The sequence below is a fragment of the Bacillus cereus group sp. N11 genome (assembly GCF_016483605.1).
Taxonomy (GTDB): domain Bacteria; phylum Bacillota; class Bacilli; order Bacillales; family Bacillaceae_G; genus Bacillus_A; species Bacillus_A toyonensis.
Window position 1 is genome coordinate 1 of record NZ_JAEHBN010000026.1, and the last position, 19604, is coordinate 19604.

Here is a 19604-nt window from a genome sequence, read left to right on the forward strand (position 1 = left end):
CCAGGTGGAGGAACAGAAACACCAGGTGGAGGAACAGAAACACCAGGTGGAGGAACAGAAACACCAGGTGGAGGAACGGAAACACCAGGTGGAGGAACAGAAACGCCAGGTGAAGGAACAGAGAAGCCTAACTTACCCGAAAAAGGGCAAGGTTCTTCTAATAATCAACAACTTCCAGCCACAGGACATGATATGAACTATCTTCCATTCGTTGGTTTTGTTCTTGTGTTATTAGGAATACGTTTAAGATTTATGACTAAAAATAGTTAATAGATGTATAAAAGGCATAAGAGAAATATTATCTCTTATGCCTTTAAGTTATTAATAGAAGGAATAAGGTAAAACCTTCTGTATTGACCTGCAAACGCCCTTCAAGTAAACTAAAGAGAGTTTGCAAATGAAAAGGTGATAATGTTGTTAATTTCAATTAAAACGTTACAAGATGATCGTTTTTTACGTCCGCTACAAAATATTGGCGGCTTATTTTTTGAAGATAGTACGATTGGATTTGAACAAGAGGAAGCAAATCTTATCGTTGATATACACATTGAAGAGAATGTGAAAGCATCAGCTCGCTTAACAGATGTTGCTACTGGAAATGTGTATGAAGAAACATTCGCGAAAGATTTATCTGCTTTTACAGATGAAAAAGAGCGTATGAAGCAAGTGAAGCACGTTGTTTCTTATGTATATCTTTCTGTTCTTCAGCAGTTAACTGGTCTTGAACAAAGCTGGGGCATTTTAACTGGAGTTCGTCCGACGAAACTTCTTCATAAAATGCTTCAAAGTGGTATGTCAAAAGAAGAAGCACACCAAGAACTTCGTGAAAGCTATTTAATTCATGAAGAGAAAATTGAACTTCTTCAGCGTATTGTGGATTGCCAATTAGCGGTAGTTCCGGATTTATACCGTTTGAAAGAGGAAGTAAGTATTTATATCGGTATTCCATTCTGCCCAACAAAATGTGCATATTGTACATTCCCGGCGTATGCAATTAACGGACGCCAAGGCTCTGTTGATTCATTCTTAGGTGGTTTACATTATGAAGTTCGTGAAATTGGTAAGTTTTTAAAAGAAAAAGGTGTAACAGTTACGACGATTTATTACGGCGGCGGTACACCGACAAGTATTACAGCAGAAGAGATGGATATGCTGTATGAAGAAATGTATGAAGCGTTCCCAGATGTGAAAAATGTGCGTGAAGTAACAGTTGAGGCAGGTCGCCCAGATACAATTACGCCAGCAAAACTAGAAGTGTTAAATAAATGGAACATTGACCGTATTAGTATTAATCCGCAGTCATACCATCAAGAGACACTAAAAGCAATTGGACGTCATCATACTGTAGAAGAAACAATTGAGAAGTATCACTTAGCTCGTGAAATGGGAATGAACAATATTAATATGGACTTAATTATTGGTCTTCCTGGTGAAGGGCTAGATATCTTCAAGCATACGTTAGATGAAACAGAAAAGTTAATGCCAGAATCATTAACAGTTCATACGTTATCATTTAAACGTGCTTCTGAAATGACGCAAAACAAACGTAAATATAAAGTAGCAGGTCGTGAAGAAATTACAGCGATGATGCACGAAGCAGAAGAGTGGACGCAAAAGCATAATTACGTACCATATTACCTATATCGTCAAAAGAATATTTTAGGTAACTTAGAGAACGTTGGTTATGCAATGCCTAAGCAAGAAAGTATTTACAACATTGTTATTATGGAAGAAGTACAATCGATTATCGGACTTGGCTGTGGTGCTTCAAGTAAGTTTGTTCATCCGAAGACGGGCGCAATTACGCATTTCGCGAATCCGAAAGATCCAAAATCATATAACGATGGCTTTGTAAAATATACAGAAGATAAACTGAAAATTTTAGAAGAGCTGTTTGTGTAAGCATAGGAGGACTGTTCCGATTTGGAACAGTCTCTTTTTTATCCCGCTATTTGCGGGGGGCAGGCTGCCTGTAAAAACCCGATTAAAGTTTCATTTTATTTTGTCAGTTTTTGTCGGTAAGTCGATATATTCGAAAAATCGCTGATATATATTGAGTTGCGGTCGATATATTTTAAAAATCGCTGATATATTTCAAATTACGGTCGATATATTCAAAAAACCGCCGATATAATTTTATTTACTGAGAAGTGAATCAAAACATACCTTCATTTGTAAAACTATGTCGATAATAATCAGAAAAATTAGTCAATTTTATAGAGGACAATGTCTACTTATAGACGAAATGATAGATTTATGAAAGAGAAAAGGGGGAAATTGTTGGCATGTACATGACGATAGGGAGAATTTTTGATTTATCTGTTGGTAAGTATCCGAATAAAGAGGCGTTAGTGGAACCAGAAAAAAATATTCGATGGACGTATAAACAGTGGGATGAACAAATAAATAAAACGGCGCACGCTCTATTAGAAGAGGGAGTAAGAAAGGGAGATTGTGTATCTGTTTACTTATATAACTGTCGTGAATTTGTAAACGTTTACTTAGCTTGTGCAAAAATTGGTGCAATCTTTAATCCAATTAATTTCCGCTTAAAAGCGAAAGAAGTATCTTATATTCTTCAGGACGCATCCTCGAAAGTAGTTGTCTTTGAAAAAGCAGTTGAGTCAACTGTTGCTATGATTGAAAGAGATTTTCCAAATACATCCTTTTGGTATGTAGAAGACGATAAACCTTCCTATGCAAGCTCCTACCATGAAAAAGTAAATGCAGCATCTTCTGAGAAAGTAGATATTGAAATTGATGAAATGGATTATTGCTCTATGCTTTATACGAGCGGTACGACAGGGCATCCGAAAGGCGTATTGCATCGTCATCGTGAAATGACTGAGCATAGTATGATTTGTACGTATTTCTTAAAATATAACAGGGATAGTGTCGGGCTTGTAGTAGCACCTTTATATCATTGTGGTGAGTTGAATGCTGGGATTATACCGCGCATTCAAGTTGGCGGAAAGAATGTTATTTTGCATCACTTTGATACTGAAACAGTATTACATACGATTCAAGAAGAGAAGATTACAACGTTCTTTGCAGCACCGACGATGTGGAATATGTTGCTGCAAAAAGATTTATCCCAATATGATTTAACTTCGATGAAAATTGGTATATATGGCGGAGCAGCAATGGCACCGGCTTTAGTGAAGGAATGTAAAGAACGTCTTTATATTGATCTCGTCCAAATATACGGAATGACAGAAATGGGGCCAGTTGTTGCGTTTCTCGTGGAAGAGGATCAAATTACGAAAGCTGGTTCAGCAGGGACGCCATGTTTTAGCCATGAAATTCGTATTGTAAAGCCGAACGAAGATGCACCTGCAGAGCCAAATGATGTATTACCTCCTTATGAAGTGGGAGAAATTATTTTGCGCGGTCCGACTATGATGGCTGGCTATCATAATCGTGAAGAAGCAAACACAAAATCGCTGTATAAAGGATGGTATCATTCAGGTGACTTAGGTTACTTTGATAAAGATGGCTATTTATTCGTTGCAGATCGCGTGGATGATATGGTAATTAGCGGTGGTGTAAATATTTATCCTCGTGAAATTGAAGATTACCTCCATAGTCACCCTGGTATATTAGATGTTGCAGTGCTTGGTGAACCTGATGAATTATGGGGAGAACGTGTTGTAGCCGTTATTGTAAAGAAAGATGAAGCGATCACAGAAGCTGATTTAGAAAAGTATTGTAAAGAAAGTGATGAATTAGCAGATTATAAACGCCCACGTCATTATTTATTTGTGGATGAACTTCCTCGTAATGCGAGTGGGAAACTGCAGAAATTTGTGCTGAGAGAGTCGTTAAAAGGTACGAAAAAATAATAAAAATGCCTTTCCAATTTGGAAAGGCATTTTTATTATTTACGTGAAAAACCTTCTTCATCAAGGTATTCCGCTGCTTCTGGATAAGAGTTGAATGTACCGTCTAAGTTTACGCCAGCGTAAACGTTCCACATGTCATCCTCTGATATAAGAGTAAGAATATGACCATCTTCGTTATGCCATTCTTCTTCTTTCGCAGGTTCTGCAGGGATTACTACTTCTTCTTGTGATAATAGTTCAATTGATTGCTCAATTACTGAACGTAATTCTTCCGCTGAAAATTCACGGATGTTAATCATACCTTTATCGTCCGTTTTGTAACCTTTAATACCGCTTGCATATACAAATCCGTTTCCATTTGGGTGTAAATGATATACAACGTTCTTTTTATCTAAACGACTTTCTTCAAAGTGAAAGTTTACGCGTTTTAATGATACGTTCTTTCTTTCTAATTCAGGGAAAGATTCAATGATCGATAATTTTTCTTCAAAAGTTAGCATAGTGCCTCCAAGTATATAGTAAAAGATTTAATTTGTTCATTATAGCATAGTTGCAATTGTTTCCAAAGGTAAGGGGGAAACTTTTCATTGAATACGTTTACTTCACGAGACTGTAAAAAGTACGCTAACGAATAAATCTTTTTAGGTGTACAATGGAACGTGGACTTTATCCCGCATTAACGGGCAGTAAGACTCCCACCTCAAATTTCGGCGAATGCGAGGAAGTTAGGTGGAAGCCCTGCTGCCCGTAAACGCCCGATTGGTGTGGGCTAATAATCAGTGGGGGATGAACAAAACCCCCACTGATTAAAGTTTCACTTTATACGAAGGTGGTTATTTTATGTTTCAAAAAATTGCAAAGGAATGTTTAGCAGGATTTACGGTTGCGATTGTTGCGTTGCCACTTGCCATTGCGTTTGGTATTGCGGCAACGGGAACGTCTGAAGGTGCACTGGTCGGATTGTATGGTGCCATTTTTGCAGGTTTATTTGCGGCGTTATTTGGTGGTACACCTGGGCAGGTTACTGGGCCAACTGGACCGATTACGGTTATCGCGACAGGAGTTATTGCGACTCACGGGTTAGAGGCGAGTTTTATAGCATTTATGATGGCGGGACTTTTTCAAATTTTATTCGGGGTATGTAAGCTAGGCTCTTACGTTCGATATATTCCGTATCCTGTCGTTTCAGGATTTATGAACGGTATTGCACTGATTATTATTTTAGGTGAAATAAAACACGTGCAAAATAGTTTTCTGCTCGTAGTATTAACGATCATTGTAATGATTGTTTCTGGAAAATGGATTAAGGCCATTCCATCTAGTTTAGTTGCGTTAGTCGGTGTGACTGCGTTGTTGCCTTTATTTTCTTCATTGTTAGAAGGGCTTACAGTGAAGGTACCGATTATCGGAAATCTTTCACTAAATAAAGTAATTGAAAAGATTGGAACGATTCCAGAAGCGATGCCTACGCTTCATATTCCATCTTTAAGTGGAACAGGATTAGCAGAACTTATTTTACCAGCGCTTAGTATTGCTTTATTAGGTTCGATTGACTCTTTATTAACGTCAGTCGTAATGGATAATGTGACAGGTACACGTCATAAAAGTAATAAAGAACTTGTCGGACAAGGTATCGGTAATATGATGAGCGGATTGTTCGGCGGATTAGCAGGTGCAGGTGCGACTGTACGATCTATCGTTAATATAAGAAGTGGCGGTAAAACGGCGCTTTCGGCAAGTATGCATAGTGTTATATTGTTTATTTTCATTATGGGACTCGGTTCAGTCGTACAATACATTCCACTTGCTGTATTATCAGGTATTTTAATTTTAACGGGTATTGGAATGTTCGACTGGGAAAGCATGAAGAAAATGCATGTAGCGCCAAAAGGTGATGTTATTGTTATGCTCGTAACGATGATTGTCACAGTAAAGTTTGATTTAATGATCGCTGTTGCATTCGGGATTATTCTTTCCTTCATCCTATACATTGTGAAATGTAAAGAACGTAAAACTTCGATTGTAAAAGAAAGAGAAGCAACGTATACGATTCAAGGACCGCTCTCTTTCCTATCAGTAGATCGTATTTTTACTACTTTACAAGATGTGAAGTCACCGATTGTTTTACGTATGAAAGATGTGCGCTATATGGATGTGTCAGGAGCGATGGCATTATTAAATTTTGTTGAGCAGTCAAATAAAGCTGGAGCGAGTGTAACGCTTGAACAAGTACATCCAAGTATTGAAAAAACAATTGTAGTAATGGCGAACGACGAACAGAAAGAGAAATTGAAGTTTTTAGGTGTTTAGACGGTATAATAAAAATATCGCAAAAGAAAATTTAGAGTATGTAAAACACGAATGAAATAAAAAGAAGGTGCTCGAAAATCCAGTATAACGGACTTTTCAGAGTACCTTCTTTTTGTTATTCAATTCCCAAATCAACAATCATATAAGCAAGTATAACAACGAAGAAAATACTTACGGCTGGTGCTGTTAATACGTGACCAGACATAAAGCCGATGCCGAGCGATAAGACGAGTGTGTTAGCTAGTAGCATATGTTTTACATTTAATAGTTTTTTGAAGTTAGTGATGATGTGAATGAATATTTTAATACCGAAATAAAGAAGCGGCAGCAAATACATAAGGAATCCAACAATGCCGAACGCAAAGAATAGGTCGTAGAAATCCATTTCGACTAATTTAGGTGTAGTTGTATAGTTACCAGCGTAGCCCATTCCAAATAGTTTTTGAGATAGTGGTGCGTCTTTATAGTATTGTTTGTATACGTTTAAAAACTTGTCACGATCACTGTAAATTAAACTCTTCATTTCAGAGTCTGTTAGTTCACCCTGCTCACGTTCTTCTTTCGTTACCTCTCCTTCTTGTACTGGATTTTTATATTTATATATTTGTAAATGGATGCTCATGTTTTTGGCGATAGGAGTATATGGTGTAAGTATGAGTATACCTCCTAATACGATAGCAACAACAATTGTATTTACAAGATATGTGAATCCTTTTCCTTCTTTTTTACGATGAATAATATATTCAATGAATAAGAAAAAAAGAGCGATACCAAGTGTAATAACAATGGCACCATAGCCTACTTTCGTTCCAATCATAATGCTTGCATACATCGCAAGTACAGTTGGAATCCAGTAATAGATTTTCGAGAAAGAAGTTGTTTTATGAATTGAGTACAAGACAACGATGGGGAACGTAATGGCGAAAATGGAACTTAACTCATTTCCAGCAAAGAACCATCCCCTTGAACCGATCTTTGAGTTCGGATAACTTGGGAAATCTGTACTAGTCAACATTGCCACAATAATTGAGATACTCAAAATTAACGTTGCATATAAGAAATAGATAATGATTTTATGAAACGCATATTCGTTATTTTTTAACTCTTTAAGAGCGATAATATACCCAAACAGTAGTACCATTGGATATACACTTTTTAAAATGAATTTCACTTCTTCTCCGAAAGAAACTGGAGATTTGACCATTAAATTATTAACAAGGCCGATTGTGAGTACAGTTCCAAGTAAGCATAAGTAGAGAATGTATTTTTTCGCACCTTGTTGTTTGTGATGAAGAAGTAGATACCCTGATGCAAGAAGCATAAAGGCGAAACGGACTACGATTCCGACTGTTGCGCTCATGTGTAATACATAGATTGAAAAAGATGTTAGTAAATCTAAAATTGGTTGAAACACAATGAATAGCAGTAGGAAATGTGGGAAGTAGTTATCCGTCTGTTTCAACTTATTAACCATATGTTCCTCCATTTCTTCATTCTTTTATTTCAGCACCCGAGTGAGGGGATAAATACCTTTTTATCGGGCTATTTACCGCGCAGTAAAACTCCCACCTCAAAATTCAGCTGGAGCAAAGAAGTTAGGTGGAAGCTCTGCGGACCGTAAAAGCCTTCACTTTATAGTAAGGCGAATGAATTTCAATATTTGTTTTTAAGCAGTACATGCAAGAAGACATTATTTCATTGTAATGATAGATAGATGAAAGGTATGGATAAAACGACTTTGATTGCTATATTTTTTAACGAAATGGTATGTTTTATACAGGATATATACAAATTGCGAGATTATTAGACAGAAAATTAAGAAAAAAGAAGGATTTTTTACCTGTTTTCTATAATTATATAAGTATAATCTTTATATAGAAAAGAGGGGTATATGATGGAAGTAACGAGTAAAACAGAATCTGTGGTTGTGAAATATGAAGGAAGCGTAGCAACGGTGATGGTCAATCGCCCAGAAGTGTTAAATGCATTAGATGAGCCAACGTTAAAAGAGCTATTACAAAAGTTGAAAGAAGTAGCGGAGAGTTCTGCGCATATTGTTGTGCTATGCGGGAACGGCCGTGGTTTTTCTGCGGGTGGGGATATTAAATCGATGCTTTCAAGTAATGATGAAAGCAAGTTTGACGGTATTATGAATACCATTTCTGAAGTCGTTGTAACTTTATATACGATGCCGAAGCTTGTGATTAGTGCAATTCATGGACCCACTGCTGGTCTTGGATTAAGTATTGCATTAACTGCTGATTATGTGATGGCAGATATATCGTCAGTTATTGCGATGAACTTTATTGGAATCGCTTTAATTCCAGATGGTGGCGGTCATTTCTTCCTACAAAAGCGCGTCGGTGAAAATATGACGAAGCAAATTATTTGGGAAGGCAAGAAATTATCAGCAACAGAAGCGTTAGATATCGGCTTAATTGATGAAGTAATCAGCGAGAACTTCCAAACGGCTGTGAAACAAAAAATTAATGAATGGTCACAAAAGCCGATTAAGGCGATGATTCAAACGAAGCAAATTTTATGTGAAGTCAATCGCTCTAATTTAGAACAGACGCTTCAGCTTGAAAAACGCGGTCAATATGCGATGAGACAAACAGCTGACCATAAAGAAGGCATTGCTGCGTTTTTAGAAAAACGTCTACCAGCATTTAAAGGGGAATAAAGTAAAACTTTAATTAGTGAGGGATTTTGCTCACTTCCTACTGATTATTAGCCCGTTAATTCGGGATAAAAGGGAGAAAGTGCTAACACATTTTAGTATAATTGTGTTAGCACTTTTTTTTAGGAGTCATACATGAAAAAAATTATAGGTATTACCGGTATAATTTTGTTTGTATATTATGCTTTGCACAGTACACCATCTATGACTGTACGAACTGCATTATTTTTTGAAGGGCATCCAAGTGTTGCGTTTTCTGGCGGGGTGACGAAAGAAAAAGATGTGAAAAAAGAAGCGATTCCAGATGAGTACCAAACTTTATATGGTAATGAAGAAGAAAAATCAGAGCACTATTTCTTTCCGCATGTAAGGGCGCACGGATCAGGAATTGATATGTTAAGTGCGTGTGTGAAAAAAGAGTGGTTTTTCTATAAAGCAGAGCTCGGGTGTTATTGAACATAGGAGGATGAATGATGTCAACTTATAACAAGTTAGTAAGAGACCGTGTTCCAGAGAAAATATTAATGTCTGGAAAAACATATACAGCACAAAAATTAACAGGCCAAGCATACATACAAGCTTTAGCAAAAATTGGCACGGAAGAAGTTCGTGAATTTGCTTCTATGAAAGAGCGTGAACATGCGTTAGATTCTCTTGCGGATGCACTGGAAGTGATTATGTCATTAGCGCGTGCAGAAGGAGCAACAATTGAAGACGTAGAACGCCTTCGTAAGAAAAAAAAAGAAGAGCACGGTGGATTTGAAAGAGGGATTTATTTATTAGATGTTTCAGAAGAATAGTTTTATAGGGAAAGCATAGCGTTACTCACTAACGCTATGCTTTTTTGCTGCAATGAAGCTAATAATGAAGAAGATAGCCGTTAATCCCCAGCCGATTGTAATAGAAGTAGTAGTATGAACGGCATAAGAAACTTGTAAACAAAGTAATGATGCTAAAAACCAAATGAGTGCAATGTGTATATATTTTTTTGATATATTCATATTTTGTAGCTCCCTTTTACATACTAAAGAGAATTTTACTATAATTTAGAAAATTAGACTATATAAGTAGAGGTTTCATAGCAAATTTTGTATACTGAATAATAGAGAAAATGAGGAGGAAACGACAATGGCACATCATACGAAAGAAACGATGGAACTTATTAAGGAGCTTGTCTCTATTCCGAGTCCGTCGGGAAATACGGCGAAAATTATTAATTTCATTGAAAACTATGTGAGTGAGTGGAACGTAGAGACGAAGCGTAATAATAAAGGCGCTCTTATTTTAACGGTAAAAGGGAAAAATGATGATCAACATCGTTTATTAACTGCTCATGTTGATACGTTAGGTGCGATGGTAAAAGAAATTAAATCTGACGGTCGTCTTCGTTTATCTATGATTGGCGGATTTCGCTGGAACTCTGTAGAAGGGGAATATTGCGAAATTGAAACGTCAAGCGGTAAGGCGTATACAGGAACGATTTTAATGCATCAAACATCTGTACACGTATATAAAGATGCAGGTGAAGCGAAACGCGATGAGAAAAATATTGAGGTTCGTATTGATGAGCGTGTCTTTTCAGCTGATGAAGTACGCGAATTAGGAATTGAAGTAGGAGACTTCGTTTCATTCGATCCGCGTGTTCAAATTACAGACAGTGGATACATAAAATCACGTCATTTAGATGATAAAGTAAGCGTAGCAATTCTATTAAAATTAATTAAAAGATTGCAAGATGAAAATGTAACATTACCATATACGACGCATTTCTTAATTTCTAATAATGAAGAGATTGGATACGGTGGAAACTCTAACATTCCAGAAGAAACTGTTGAATATTTAGCAGTTGATATGGGAGCGTTAGGTGATGGACAAACATCTGATGAATATACAGTATCTATTTGCGCAAAAGATTCTAGTGGTCCATACCATTATGCATTACGTAAACATTTAGTTGGGCTTGCGAAAGCGAACAATATTGAATATAAAGTAGATATTTACCCGTACTACGGATCTGACGCATCAGCTGCGATTCGCGCTGGATTTGATGTGAAACATGCATTAATTGGAGCCGGTATTGATTCTTCTCACGCTTTTGAACGTACGCATGAGAGTTCCATTGCACATACAGAATCATTAGTATATGCGTATGTAATGTCTAATTTAATTGAAGACTAATTTCATAGAAAATAAAGTGGGCTGATTAAAAATATTATTTTTAATCAGCTTTTCATTTAGGGGGGCAAGATGAAGAAATTATTGATGGGGAGTATCGTTGTAAGCTTAATGTTAAGTGGATGTGCTCAAGGAGGTTCAGATGAAAAAGTAGTGACGAAGGTAGAGGATACCCAGGGGAATAAAAAAGAGAGTAGAAAAATACAAGGGTCACAAATAAATCCACAAGTGCAAAGTCGCTACACGGTTTTAATGAATTCTACTGAGGGAGAAGCGTATACTTTGCATGTTTTTTCGAATAATGAACAACATGAAACGCAAAAAGAACCTTGGGTTGGTGCACAAGAAGGGGATCAAATATATAAAGGTGAATATCAGCTTGCCTTACAATCTACAAGCGCGACATTATATTTGCAAGAGGCGAAAATTGGAGAGTTTGTATTTAATACGTCTAGAAAAAATGGATTTGTAAGTAAAGGTACACCAGATTTTTTCATAGCACTGCAACGTGAGTCTTCTAATTTTTCAACAGTGAAAGCTTTTTACATTCATAAAGGGAAAGTGCTCGAAGTGAAAATTGATGAAGATGATTTTGGTATTACAGGAACTTGTTTTAAAGCTTTAGATAAAGGGAAGTTTCTTATTGGGAATTATGATAATGGAGAAGGAATGTGGTATTTTTCAACTTTCCAAACCGATCTTGAAACGGGAAAAGCGAAGCGGGTTGATCAGAAAAAGCTTCCTTTGGAGGAAGGGAATGTATATGTTAAGGACAATTTCAAATGATACATTAGGAGAAGCAACTTATGGTGGTATGCTAGATTACTAGGAAGAACAAGCTCAGAATGTATCTTCTTTCTGTTATTAAACATAAAGAGATTGCCAATAGGCAGTCTCTTTTATTTGCGAAAGGATTTAGAAAGGTTTCTCTTTATTTCCGGCATATGATATCATTTAATTTTATATACAAAAATATTCGAGTAATTGTGATCATAACAATTTTAAACGATAAAGGATGATAATAGATTGAGTAATCATAGTAAAACACCTGCATGTATATATACGTATGCGTTTCGCGAAGAGGAGCGTGCTTTATGTTACTTGGAAATGCGCTCGTTCTTTGGGATGGAGTCTCACGTTAATATTTTGAAAAGTGAAGTCAAGATTGCTCCGAGTAGAAGTCCGTTTATTAAAGAGCGCGTTGAGGTTATGTATGAAGGGGACGACTTAGAAAGCATTTTAGAACAAGTGGAACAAATTGATTTAGCGGGAGCGACATTCAAAGTTATCTTCGTTAAAATCAATGATCTTGGTAAAGAAAATAAAATTGAATATGGGGAAAGACGCCTTATTGAACGAGACCTCGGTATGCATATTGAAGGAGAAGCAGACGTTCGTAATCCAGAGCGCGTATTCGGGATTGTTCCTCTTGGAGGACGTTGGTACTTCGGGCACTATGTAGAAAGTGATCCAGTTTGGTATCATCACATAAAAAAACCGCATAGCTATTCGACATCACTGAGCACACGTGTTGCTAGAGCTGTCGCAAATATCGCTGTACCAAACCCAGATGGAGTACGAGCAATTGACCCGTGCTGTGGCATTGGAACAGTAGTAGTAGAAGCACTTTCTATGGGGATTAACATCGTTGGTAGAGATATAAATCCACTTGTAGTTCTTGGAACGAGAAAAAACATCGCACATTTCGGGTTTGAAGGAACAGTAACAAAAGGCCCAATTGAAGAAATTACTGAGAACTACGACGTCGCAATTATCGATATGCCATACGACCTATTTACGCACGCAACACCAGAAGATCAACTCTCGATTCTTTCAAGTGCGCGCCGTATCGCAAAAAAAGTAGTCGTTGTCACGATGGAAACAATGGACGACATGATTCATGAAGCGGGATTTGAAATTACAGACCGCTGTATCACAAGAAAAGGATCATTTTCTAGACAAATTCTTGTTTGTGAATAAGAAAAAAGGTCACCTGTTAGGGTGGCCTTTTTGGTTTGTATGAATGTGTGATTGGTTGGTGGAATGGGGAGATGATTTGTCGATAAGTCGATATACTATGTTGAACCGCTAATATATTTCGAGAATCAATCGATATTAGATTGCTCTTCTTTCGTTTTCTCTTGTTGTGCGATTAATAAATTGCGCAATACGTGTCCGCGGTAACTTTCTAGTTTTCGTCCTTCATGATAGCGGACACCTAATTTTTTAAGCTCAGCTACGTACCAGCCTTTTGTTCCGTAATACATGAGACCACTTCCTTTTTTCTTTTGAACAGTATATGTTGGGGGGATTTGGAACTTTCTTATCAAATTAATATTGAATATTCAGTTTATTTACATTATGATTAATTTAGTATCGGATGGCAGTGAGTAGCCTCGCTGTAAGCCCGGATTTATATTTGAAAATGAAGAGAGTAGCTTCTTTCCACTTGAGCTTCTTTAGCAGGAGTACGAGCTAGAAGGATAAGGGGAGTAAATAAAATTCAATGCAGCTGTATACGATGCTTTTCTGGCTTTTAACATAGTAACGGAGGGTGAAATATGCGCAAAGGAACTTTTTTTATGGCTGGACATTCGAGACTTCCGAAAGGGATGGCGGTTCGCAGTATGTACGAAACGTTAACAATTACAATTGAAGCAGATCATAAATATCATGTCATTATTGAAGCGTCATGTACGCTTGCAACAGAGCACGGGAGAGGCTTCGTCGCCCAAATTTTAAGAGGACATAGTTTACGAGATGGTATTGAAGAAATTGTGCAAGATATTACAGATCATTATCAAGGAAAAGCGCAAAATGCTATCGTCAGTGCGGTCAAAGATTTGCATCGCCAATATGTAAGTTATTTAAATGATGAAAAGCCTGTGGAAGAGTACGAGGAAACAAATTTATAATCAATGTCTAGTTTATAACGATAAATGAGAGCCAGTTGTATTTCCTTTAAAGAGATGCGACTGGCTTATTTTATTTGGGAGTAAGTAAGATGAATACGTGAAAAGAAATTCAAGTTGTAAAACAAGAAGCGAAAAAAGGGGATTTATAAAATGTGTAAAGTATGTCGAGGAAATAATAAAAAACGAATTGACAGTTAGAATATTTAGAATTATTATTTAATTAATAAGATCCATTCGAGAAATCAGCCTTCTCTAAATTCGATCTTGTTTTCCTGTTTACACATGTTTTCATATGAACTGTCTATTATTATTGTACTTTAAGAGATTAAAGACACTCGTAATGATAAGCCAGTTGTACGTTTCTACGATTTTCTGTCGTGGTGCGTATGACTGGCTTTTTGCTGTTAGGGCAGTAAGACCAAATCTCGGCATAAGAAGATAAGGATAACTGTCTGTAAAAAGCGTCAATACGTTCTTCATATTTCATTTAGGGAGGAATTGAAATGTCGATTATTACAGAACAAAGTACGAAGATGAAGTTTGCAAAAAAATATGAGGGTTATGAAATTATTCCTCATCCGGAGCATAAACGTTTATATCATATTATGTTAAATCAGCAATTGCTTAAGCAGTTTTTTGAAGAGGTAAAAGAGCATTCAGAGCAGTCATTACAATACATTCCGTATTCGCGGTTTAATCTTGCTGATGGAATGAGAAAGATTTTTGGGCAATCATTTATGGATAACATTCGCGGCATTATTCATGACCGTGAAACGGGCGGATTTACAATTGGGGTGCAAGGTGAAACGGCAGATCCAGCAGATTACGTGAAATTTGCAACAGCAATAACACATTTAATTGGGGCACCAAACTTCGATGCAATGACAGGAACGTATTATGCAAGATTTAATGTGAAAGATACGGATAGTAGTGATTCTTACCTTCGTCAAGCGTACCGATTGTTTACACTTCATACGGATGGTACATTCGTTGATGAACCGACAGATTGGCTTCTTATGATGAAAATGGAAGAGCAAAATGCAGTAGGAGGAGAATCTCGTTTACTACATTTAGACGATTGGGAAGATCTTCAAAAATTTAGAAACCATTCACTCGCATCTGTTAAAATTACGTATAAAGCACCACCAAGTAAAAATGCGCAAGAAATCGTCTATCGTGAAACGTTTTTTGATATAAATAACGCACCATGTATTTGCTTTATTGACCAGTTCGCTTATCCAGATAATATGGAACAAGCAAACTATTTGAAAGACTTATCCTATTCAGTTGAAAACTCACGGGCAACACATGCATTAAAATTACCAGTTGGTGACTTAGTTCTTTTAAACAATTTATTTTGGATGCACGGAAGAGCTGCATTTGAGAAAAATAAAGATTTATATAGAGAACTCATGCGTCAGCGCGGTTGTTTTTCTAAATAATATGTACGGCAGGTCTTTTGAATAGACCTGCCTTTTATCCCGCTATTTGCCGGGCAGTAAAACTCCCACCTTAAAATTCGGCTGAAGCAAAGAAGTTAGGTGGAAGATTAACTGCCTGTAAACGCCCAATTGGTGAAGACTAATAATCAGTGGGGATGGACGAAACCCCACTGATTAAAGTTTCACTTTATACGATTAAGGGGGAATTAGAGTGTATGACTTTATAATTATTGGCGGAGGAATTGTTGGTCTATCAACTGGAATGGCTTTAACGAAAAAATTCCCTCGTGCGAAAGTCGCGATCATTGAAAAAGAAAAGGAACTTGCACACCATCAAACTGGACATAATAGCGGAGTAATTCATTCTGGCATTTATTATAAACCAGGGAGTTATAAAGCGAAGTTTGCCAAAGAAGGAAATGCAGCTATGGTTCAATTTTGTAAAGAAAATGACATCGCTTATGACATGTGCGGAAAAGTAATTGTCGCTACAGAAAGAGAAGAACTTCCTCTTTTACATAACTTATATGAGAGAGGCTTACAAAACGATTTACACATTTCAAAAATAGATAAGGAAGAATTAGCTGAAATTGAACCTCATGTAAAGGGACTAGGGGCTATCCGTGTTCCTTCTTGCGGGATTGCTGATTATAAAGGAGTCAGTTATGCATTTGCTCGCTTAATTCAAGAAAGCGGCGGTGAAGTACACTTAGGAACAGCCGCAGAGCGTATTACGGAAAAGAAAGATGCCGTAACAATTGAGACAAACAAAGGCACATTTAAAACGAAATTTCTCATTAACTGCGCAGGCTTACATAGCGATCGCATTGCGAAAAAGACAGGCATATTAACTGATATGAAAATTGTTCCGTTTCGTGGTGAATATTACGAACTTGTCCCAGAAAAACGCCATCTCGTCAAACATTTAATTTATCCAGTTCCAAACCCAGAATTCCCGTTTTTAGGTGTTCATTTTACAAGAATGATAAACGGAGACGTACATGCAGGACCAAACGCAGTAGTAAGCTTCAAGCGCGAAGGTTACACGAAAACGGACTTTAATATGAAAGACTTCATGGAAACAATGACATACACAGGCTTTTGGAAAATGGCGATGCCAAATATGAAAGAAGGCATAAAAGAGATGGTGCGCTCATTTAGTAAACAATCATTTTTAAAAAGCTTACAGCGCCTCATACCAGAACTAACAGAGAAAGATATCGTGCCAACACATGCAGGGGTAAGGGCACAAGCTATTTTATCAAACGGAAATATGGTTGATGACTTTTGCATTATTCCTGGCATCAATTCTCTACATATTTGTAATGCACCATCTCCAGCTGCAACGGCAAGTATAAAGATTGGTGAGGAAATTGCTAAGCAAGTGCTGGATGTGGTGGCGGTGAGGGTTTGATGGATCCCCCAGGGTTTTCGGGGGATTTTTTTGTTTTGAGGTTTGGTGAGTGTGGGGCCGGATGTCCGGGTGTAGGATTGGTTGGTGGATATTAAACGTAGAAGCGCGAAATTTGTCGGTAAGTCGATAAGTTGTGTCGAATCGCCGATATATTCGGAGTTGCGGTCGATATAATTGGATAATCGCTGATATATTTTTGTAGAGTGTGGGGTTGGTTGTAGGTCCCCACACTGATTAATGCTCTACTTCGTAAGTAATCCCGTACTTCTTCAGTTTCTTATATAAATTAGCCCGGGACATGCCTAACTTTTTTGCAGCGATACTTTTGTTTCCGTATGTGTCTTCGAGAGTTTGTATAATTCTAGTTTTCTCTAAGTTCTTTTTCTCGTCAGTGAGTGAGCGCTCTGTATGAGAGACAGATTTTTGCGAAGGCAATAGTTGCAAAATATTTGCTTCCCGTATTTCTTTCCCGTCATGAAGGACAATTAATCTTTCTATTATATTGCGCAGTTCGCGAATATTACCCGGCCAAAAATATGTATGTAGCCTATTCATCGCTTCTTGATGAACGAATGGAGCGGGCTTGTTATATTTAAAAGAAAATGCCTTTAAGAAATGATGAGTTAAAAAGGAAATATCGTCTGTTCGCTCTCGCAGCGGCGGGATGTGCGCTGTGAAAACATTTAGTCTATAAAACAAATCAGATCGAAACGTTCCGCTGAGCACCATGTCTTCTAAAATACGATTCGTTGCGGCAACAATTCTTACGTTTATTTTTTTCGGTGCTTGTCCGCCAATTCGGTAAATCTCTTTTTCTTGTAAAGCGCGAAGTAGCTTTACTTGCATATCAAGCGGGAGCTCGCCTACTTCATCTAAAAATAAAGTACCGCCATTTGCTAATTCTAACTTTCCTGCTTTTCCGCCCTTAGCGGCTCCAGTATATGCACCAGATTCATAACCAAATAATTCACTTTCAAATAGAGCGGCAGGAATAGCGCCGCAATTAATAGGGATAAAAGGTTGCTTGTTTCTCAGGCTCGCTTCATGAATAGCCTGGGCAAAGAGTTCCTTTCCAACGCCGCTTTCTCCTGTAATTAAAATCGTTGCATCAGTTTTCGCTACCTTTTTCATGTTATGGATTATGTGCTGAAGTGTTGCGTTACTTCCTTTAATCGTGCTGAAGGGGTCATCTTGTTGATGCTGAATCATTTGCTTTAATTGCTGTAATTCTTCAGAAGTAGAGGATAGTTTTTCATTTAACTTAATCGTTGCAGTAATATCTCGTTCTACAGACATAGATCCAATTAATTCATTACTTTCGTCATAAATAGGAGTCGTACTAATTAAGACATGCTTATCTGGCCGAGGAAGATGATAAATATCTCGAACCGGTTGCCCGCTCTCAAGAACTTTTAAATTCATAATATCTTCCTTTGAAAAAAACTCTTGCACATTTCTACCGATAATATCTTCTTTCTTAATGTCATACATTTTTTCTGCTGCCTCATTCCAGTACAACATAACGCCCTTCGTATTTACGATAGAAATCGCTTCTTCCACGTAAGAGAGGAGTGTGTGCAACGTTGGAACTGCAAAGTTATCGAATTGTTTCATAACATGGCCTCCAAAAGAATTTATCCCGTAATAATGAGTAGGGGATTTGTAAAAAAGTAGACAGTGGTATACAGATTTGTTGCCAAAAGAATACACCTTTTTCTGAAAAATGTAAACAAATCAACGCTCTGCACGTTGGCATGATACTTGCAATGGAAATGGTATAAAGATATGAAGGAGAGATAGAAATGAAGGTTAGCAAAATATACACAACAATTGATGCTCACGTAGCTGGGGAACCGCTTCGAATTATTACGGGTGGCGTGCCAGAGATAAAGGGAGAAACGCAACTAGAAAGACGCGCATACTGTATGGAACATTTGGATCACCTTCGTGAAATTCTTATGTATGAACCGAGAGGGCATCACGGGATGTATGGTTGTATCGTTACACCGCCTGCAAGTGCTCACGCTGATTTTGGTGTTTTATTTATGCATAATGAAGGCTGGAGTACGATGTGCGGCCACGGCATTATTGCTGTTATTACAGTAGGAATTGAAACAGGTATGTTTGAAGTGACTGGTGAAAAGCAAAAATTCATTATTGATAGCCCTGCCGGGGAAGTTATTGCGTACGCAAAGTTTAACGGGAGTGAAGTAGAGTCAGTATCATTTGAAAATGTTCCTTCGTTTGTATATAAAAAAGACGTTCCTATCAAAATAGATAACTATGAATTTCAAGTAGATATCGCGTTTGGTGGAGCGTTTTATGCGGTAGTAGATAGTAAAGAATTTGGTTTGAAAATTGATTTCAAAGATTTATCTGCTATTCAAGTGTGGGGAGGAAAAATTAAACACTATATTGAGAGCCAAATGGAAGTGAAACATCCACTGGAAGAAGGTTTAAAAGGAATATACGGCGTTATTTTCTCAGATGAACCGAAAGGGAAAGACGCTACTTTGCGAAATGTGACAATCTTTGCTGACGGCCAAGTAGACCGTTCTCCTTGCGGCACAGGAACTTCTGCGAGACTCGCAACTCTTTTTGAAAAAGGTGCCTTACAAAAGGGAGAAACTTTTATCCACGAATGTATCACAGATGGTCATTTTGTGGGAGAAGTATTATCTGTAACAGAGGTAGCTCAATATGAAGCAATCGTTCCGAAAGTAACCGGGCAGGCATTTATTACAGGATTTCATCAGTTTGTATTAGATCCGAGAGATGATTTGAATCGGGGGTTTTTGTTAGCTTAATGTTTTTTTAGGGGGGGTA

19 protein-coding genes are annotated in these 19604 nt (G+C 37.5%); 14 read left to right on the forward strand and 5 right to left on the reverse strand.

What is annotated here, in order from left to right; all coding sequences use genetic code 11:
- The 3 genes from JDS98_RS27000 to JDS98_RS27010 all read left to right on the forward strand — a co-directional run.
- Positions 1-270, forward strand: a 270-nt coding sequence (locus tag JDS98_RS27000; RefSeq protein ID WP_199634517.1) for an LPXTG cell wall anchor domain-containing protein, incomplete at its 5' end; no start/stop codon positions are given.
- 141 nt (positions 271-411) lie between these two features.
- Positions 412-1902: a coproporphyrinogen III oxidase gene (locus JDS98_RS27005; protein ID WP_140158622.1), complete on the forward strand. Its 1491-nt coding sequence runs from the start codon at positions 412-414 to the stop codon at positions 1900-1902.
- A 383-nt stretch (positions 1903-2285) separates the two neighbouring features.
- Positions 2286-3842, forward strand: a complete 1557-nt coding sequence (locus JDS98_RS27010; protein WP_199632076.1) for a fatty acid--CoA ligase — start codon at positions 2286-2288, stop codon at positions 3840-3842.
- Positions 3843-3877: 35 nt separating this feature from the next.
- Here JDS98_RS27010 and JDS98_RS27015 read toward each other — a convergent pair whose 3' ends face one another.
- A complete protein-coding gene (locus JDS98_RS27015) occupies positions 3878-4342 on the reverse strand; it encodes a hypothetical protein (protein ID WP_000955010.1) in 465 nt (154 codons plus the stop codon).
- 340 nt (positions 4343-4682) lie between these two features.
- Between JDS98_RS27015 and JDS98_RS27020 the strand changes: the two genes are divergently transcribed.
- The gene (locus tag JDS98_RS27020; RefSeq protein ID WP_000486660.1) at positions 4683-6152 is read left to right on the forward strand and encodes a SulP family inorganic anion transporter; all 1470 of its coding nucleotides are present in this window, start codon (positions 4683-4685) and stop codon (positions 6150-6152) included.
- 115 nt (positions 6153-6267) lie between these two features.
- Here the strand turns inward: JDS98_RS27020 and JDS98_RS27025 are convergent, their stop codons facing one another.
- Complete coding sequence (locus JDS98_RS27025; protein WP_097959674.1) at positions 6268-7626, reverse strand: O-antigen ligase family protein; 1359 nt, start codon at positions 7624-7626, stop codon at positions 6268-6270.
- A 420-nt stretch (positions 7627-8046) separates the two neighbouring features.
- Between JDS98_RS27025 and JDS98_RS27030 the strand changes: the two genes are divergently transcribed.
- The 3 genes from JDS98_RS27030 to JDS98_RS27040 all read left to right on the forward strand — a co-directional run bounded on the left by JDS98_RS27030 (position 8047) and on the right by JDS98_RS27040 (position 9632).
- Positions 8047-8835 (forward strand): enoyl-CoA hydratase, encoded by a 789-nt coding sequence (locus tag JDS98_RS27030; RefSeq protein WP_000454189.1) that lies wholly within the window; start codon positions 8047-8049, stop codon positions 8833-8835.
- 132 nt (positions 8836-8967) lie between these two features.
- The gene (locus JDS98_RS27035) at positions 8968-9288 is read left to right on the forward strand and encodes a hypothetical protein (protein WP_199634518.1); all 321 of its coding nucleotides are present in this window, start codon (positions 8968-8970) and stop codon (positions 9286-9288) included.
- A gap of 17 nt (positions 9289-9305) precedes the next feature.
- Positions 9306-9632: a nucleoside triphosphate pyrophosphohydrolase gene (locus JDS98_RS27040; protein WP_052943765.1), complete on the forward strand. Its 327-nt coding sequence runs from the start codon at positions 9306-9308 to the stop codon at positions 9630-9632.
- 21 nt (positions 9633-9653) lie between these two features.
- Here JDS98_RS27040 and JDS98_RS27045 read toward each other — a convergent pair whose 3' ends face one another.
- Positions 9654-9833, reverse strand: coding sequence for a hypothetical protein (locus tag JDS98_RS27045; RefSeq protein ID WP_001027088.1), 180 nt, complete (start codon positions 9831-9833; stop codon positions 9654-9656).
- 127 nt (positions 9834-9960) lie between these two features.
- Here JDS98_RS27045 and JDS98_RS27050 point away from each other — a divergent pair, with 127 nt between their 5' ends.
- The 3 genes from JDS98_RS27050 to JDS98_RS27060 all read left to right on the forward strand — a co-directional run bounded on the left by JDS98_RS27050 (position 9961) and on the right by JDS98_RS27060 (position 12987).
- Positions 9961-11010 (forward strand): M42 family metallopeptidase, encoded by a 1050-nt coding sequence (locus tag JDS98_RS27050; protein WP_087970971.1) that lies wholly within the window; start codon positions 9961-9963, stop codon positions 11008-11010.
- A gap of 69 nt (positions 11011-11079) precedes the next feature.
- Positions 11080-11793 (forward strand): hypothetical protein, encoded by a 714-nt coding sequence (locus JDS98_RS27055; protein ID WP_087970970.1) that lies wholly within the window; start codon positions 11080-11082, stop codon positions 11791-11793.
- Positions 11794-12033: 240 nt separating this feature from the next.
- Positions 12034-12987 (forward strand): TRM11 family SAM-dependent methyltransferase, encoded by a 954-nt coding sequence (locus tag JDS98_RS27060; protein WP_000064982.1) that lies wholly within the window; start codon positions 12034-12036, stop codon positions 12985-12987.
- 125 nt (positions 12988-13112) lie between these two features.
- On the opposite strand, the gene JDS98_RS27065 is transcribed toward JDS98_RS27060, so the two are convergent.
- Positions 13113-13343 carry a YflJ family protein gene (locus JDS98_RS27065; RefSeq protein ID WP_173781714.1) on the reverse strand — a complete coding sequence of 77 codons (231 nt, stop codon included), beginning with the start codon at positions 13341-13343 and terminating at the stop codon, positions 13113-13115.
- A 225-nt stretch (positions 13344-13568) separates the two neighbouring features.
- Here JDS98_RS27065 and JDS98_RS27070 point away from each other — a divergent pair, with 225 nt between their 5' ends.
- From JDS98_RS27070 to lhgO, 3 genes are all read left to right on the forward strand, one after another.
- The gene (locus JDS98_RS27070) at positions 13569-13922 is read left to right on the forward strand and encodes a DUF3870 domain-containing protein (protein ID WP_001225458.1); all 354 of its coding nucleotides are present in this window, start codon (positions 13569-13571) and stop codon (positions 13920-13922) included.
- A gap of 503 nt (positions 13923-14425) precedes the next feature.
- Positions 14426-15364 carry a glutarate dioxygenase GlaH gene (gene glaH, locus JDS98_RS27075; protein ID WP_061529542.1) on the forward strand — a complete coding sequence of 313 codons (939 nt, stop codon included), beginning with the start codon at positions 14426-14428 and terminating at the stop codon, positions 15362-15364.
- A gap of 211 nt (positions 15365-15575) precedes the next feature.
- Complete coding sequence (gene lhgO, locus JDS98_RS27080; RefSeq protein WP_199634519.1) at positions 15576-16778, forward strand: L-2-hydroxyglutarate oxidase; 1203 nt, start codon at positions 15576-15578, stop codon at positions 16776-16778.
- Between the two features lie 234 nt (positions 16779-17012).
- On the opposite strand, the gene JDS98_RS27085 is transcribed toward lhgO, so the two are convergent.
- On the reverse strand, positions 17013-18392 hold the full coding sequence (locus JDS98_RS27085) for a sigma-54 interaction domain-containing protein (protein WP_098977197.1): 1380 nt from the start codon (positions 18390-18392) through the stop codon (positions 17013-17015).
- A 188-nt stretch (positions 18393-18580) separates the two neighbouring features.
- Between JDS98_RS27085 and JDS98_RS27090 the strand changes: the two genes are divergently transcribed.
- On the forward strand, positions 18581-19585 hold the full coding sequence (locus tag JDS98_RS27090; protein ID WP_087970965.1) for a proline racemase family protein: 1005 nt from the start codon (positions 18581-18583) through the stop codon (positions 19583-19585).
- Positions 19586-19604 lie beyond the last annotated feature (19 nt).

What these genes read in the sequence shown, in the direction of transcription:
- JDS98_RS27005 (WP_140158622.1), top strand. Translation starts at nt 412, where the DNA reads ATGTTGTTAATTTCAATTAAAACGTTACAAGATGATCGTTTTTTACGT.
- JDS98_RS27010 (WP_199632076.1), top strand. Translation starts at nt 2,286, where the DNA reads ATGTACATGACGATAGGGAGAATTTTTGATTTATCTGTTGGTAAGTAT.
- JDS98_RS27015 (WP_000955010.1), bottom strand. Translation starts at nt 4,342, where the DNA reads ATGCTAACTTTTGAAGAAAAATTATCGATCATTGAATCTTTCCCTGAA.
- JDS98_RS27020 (WP_000486660.1), top strand. Translation starts at nt 4,683, where the DNA reads ATGTTTCAAAAAATTGCAAAGGAATGTTTAGCAGGATTTACGGTTGCG.
- JDS98_RS27025 (WP_097959674.1), bottom strand. Translation starts at nt 7,626, where the DNA reads ATGGTTAATAAGTTGAAACAGACGGATAACTACTTCCCACATTTCCTA.
- JDS98_RS27030 (WP_000454189.1), top strand. Translation starts at nt 8,047, where the DNA reads ATGGAAGTAACGAGTAAAACAGAATCTGTGGTTGTGAAATATGAAGGA.
- JDS98_RS27035 (WP_199634518.1), top strand. Translation starts at nt 8,968, where the DNA reads ATGAAAAAAATTATAGGTATTACCGGTATAATTTTGTTTGTATATTAT.
- JDS98_RS27040 (WP_052943765.1), top strand. Translation starts at nt 9,306, where the DNA reads ATGTCAACTTATAACAAGTTAGTAAGAGACCGTGTTCCAGAGAAAATA.
- JDS98_RS27045 (WP_001027088.1), bottom strand. Translation starts at nt 9,833, where the DNA reads ATGAATATATCAAAAAAATATATACACATTGCACTCATTTGGTTTTTA.
- JDS98_RS27050 (WP_087970971.1), top strand. Translation starts at nt 9,961, where the DNA reads ATGGCACATCATACGAAAGAAACGATGGAACTTATTAAGGAGCTTGTC.
- JDS98_RS27055 (WP_087970970.1), top strand. Translation starts at nt 11,080, where the DNA reads ATGAAGAAATTATTGATGGGGAGTATCGTTGTAAGCTTAATGTTAAGT.
- JDS98_RS27070 (WP_001225458.1), top strand. Translation starts at nt 13,569, where the DNA reads ATGCGCAAAGGAACTTTTTTTATGGCTGGACATTCGAGACTTCCGAAA.
- glaH (WP_061529542.1), top strand. Translation starts at nt 14,426, where the DNA reads ATGTCGATTATTACAGAACAAAGTACGAAGATGAAGTTTGCAAAAAAA.
- JDS98_RS27085 (WP_098977197.1), bottom strand. Translation starts at nt 18,392, where the DNA reads ATGAAACAATTCGATAACTTTGCAGTTCCAACGTTGCACACACTCCTC.
- JDS98_RS27090 (WP_087970965.1), top strand. Translation starts at nt 18,581, where the DNA reads ATGAAGGTTAGCAAAATATACACAACAATTGATGCTCACGTAGCTGGG.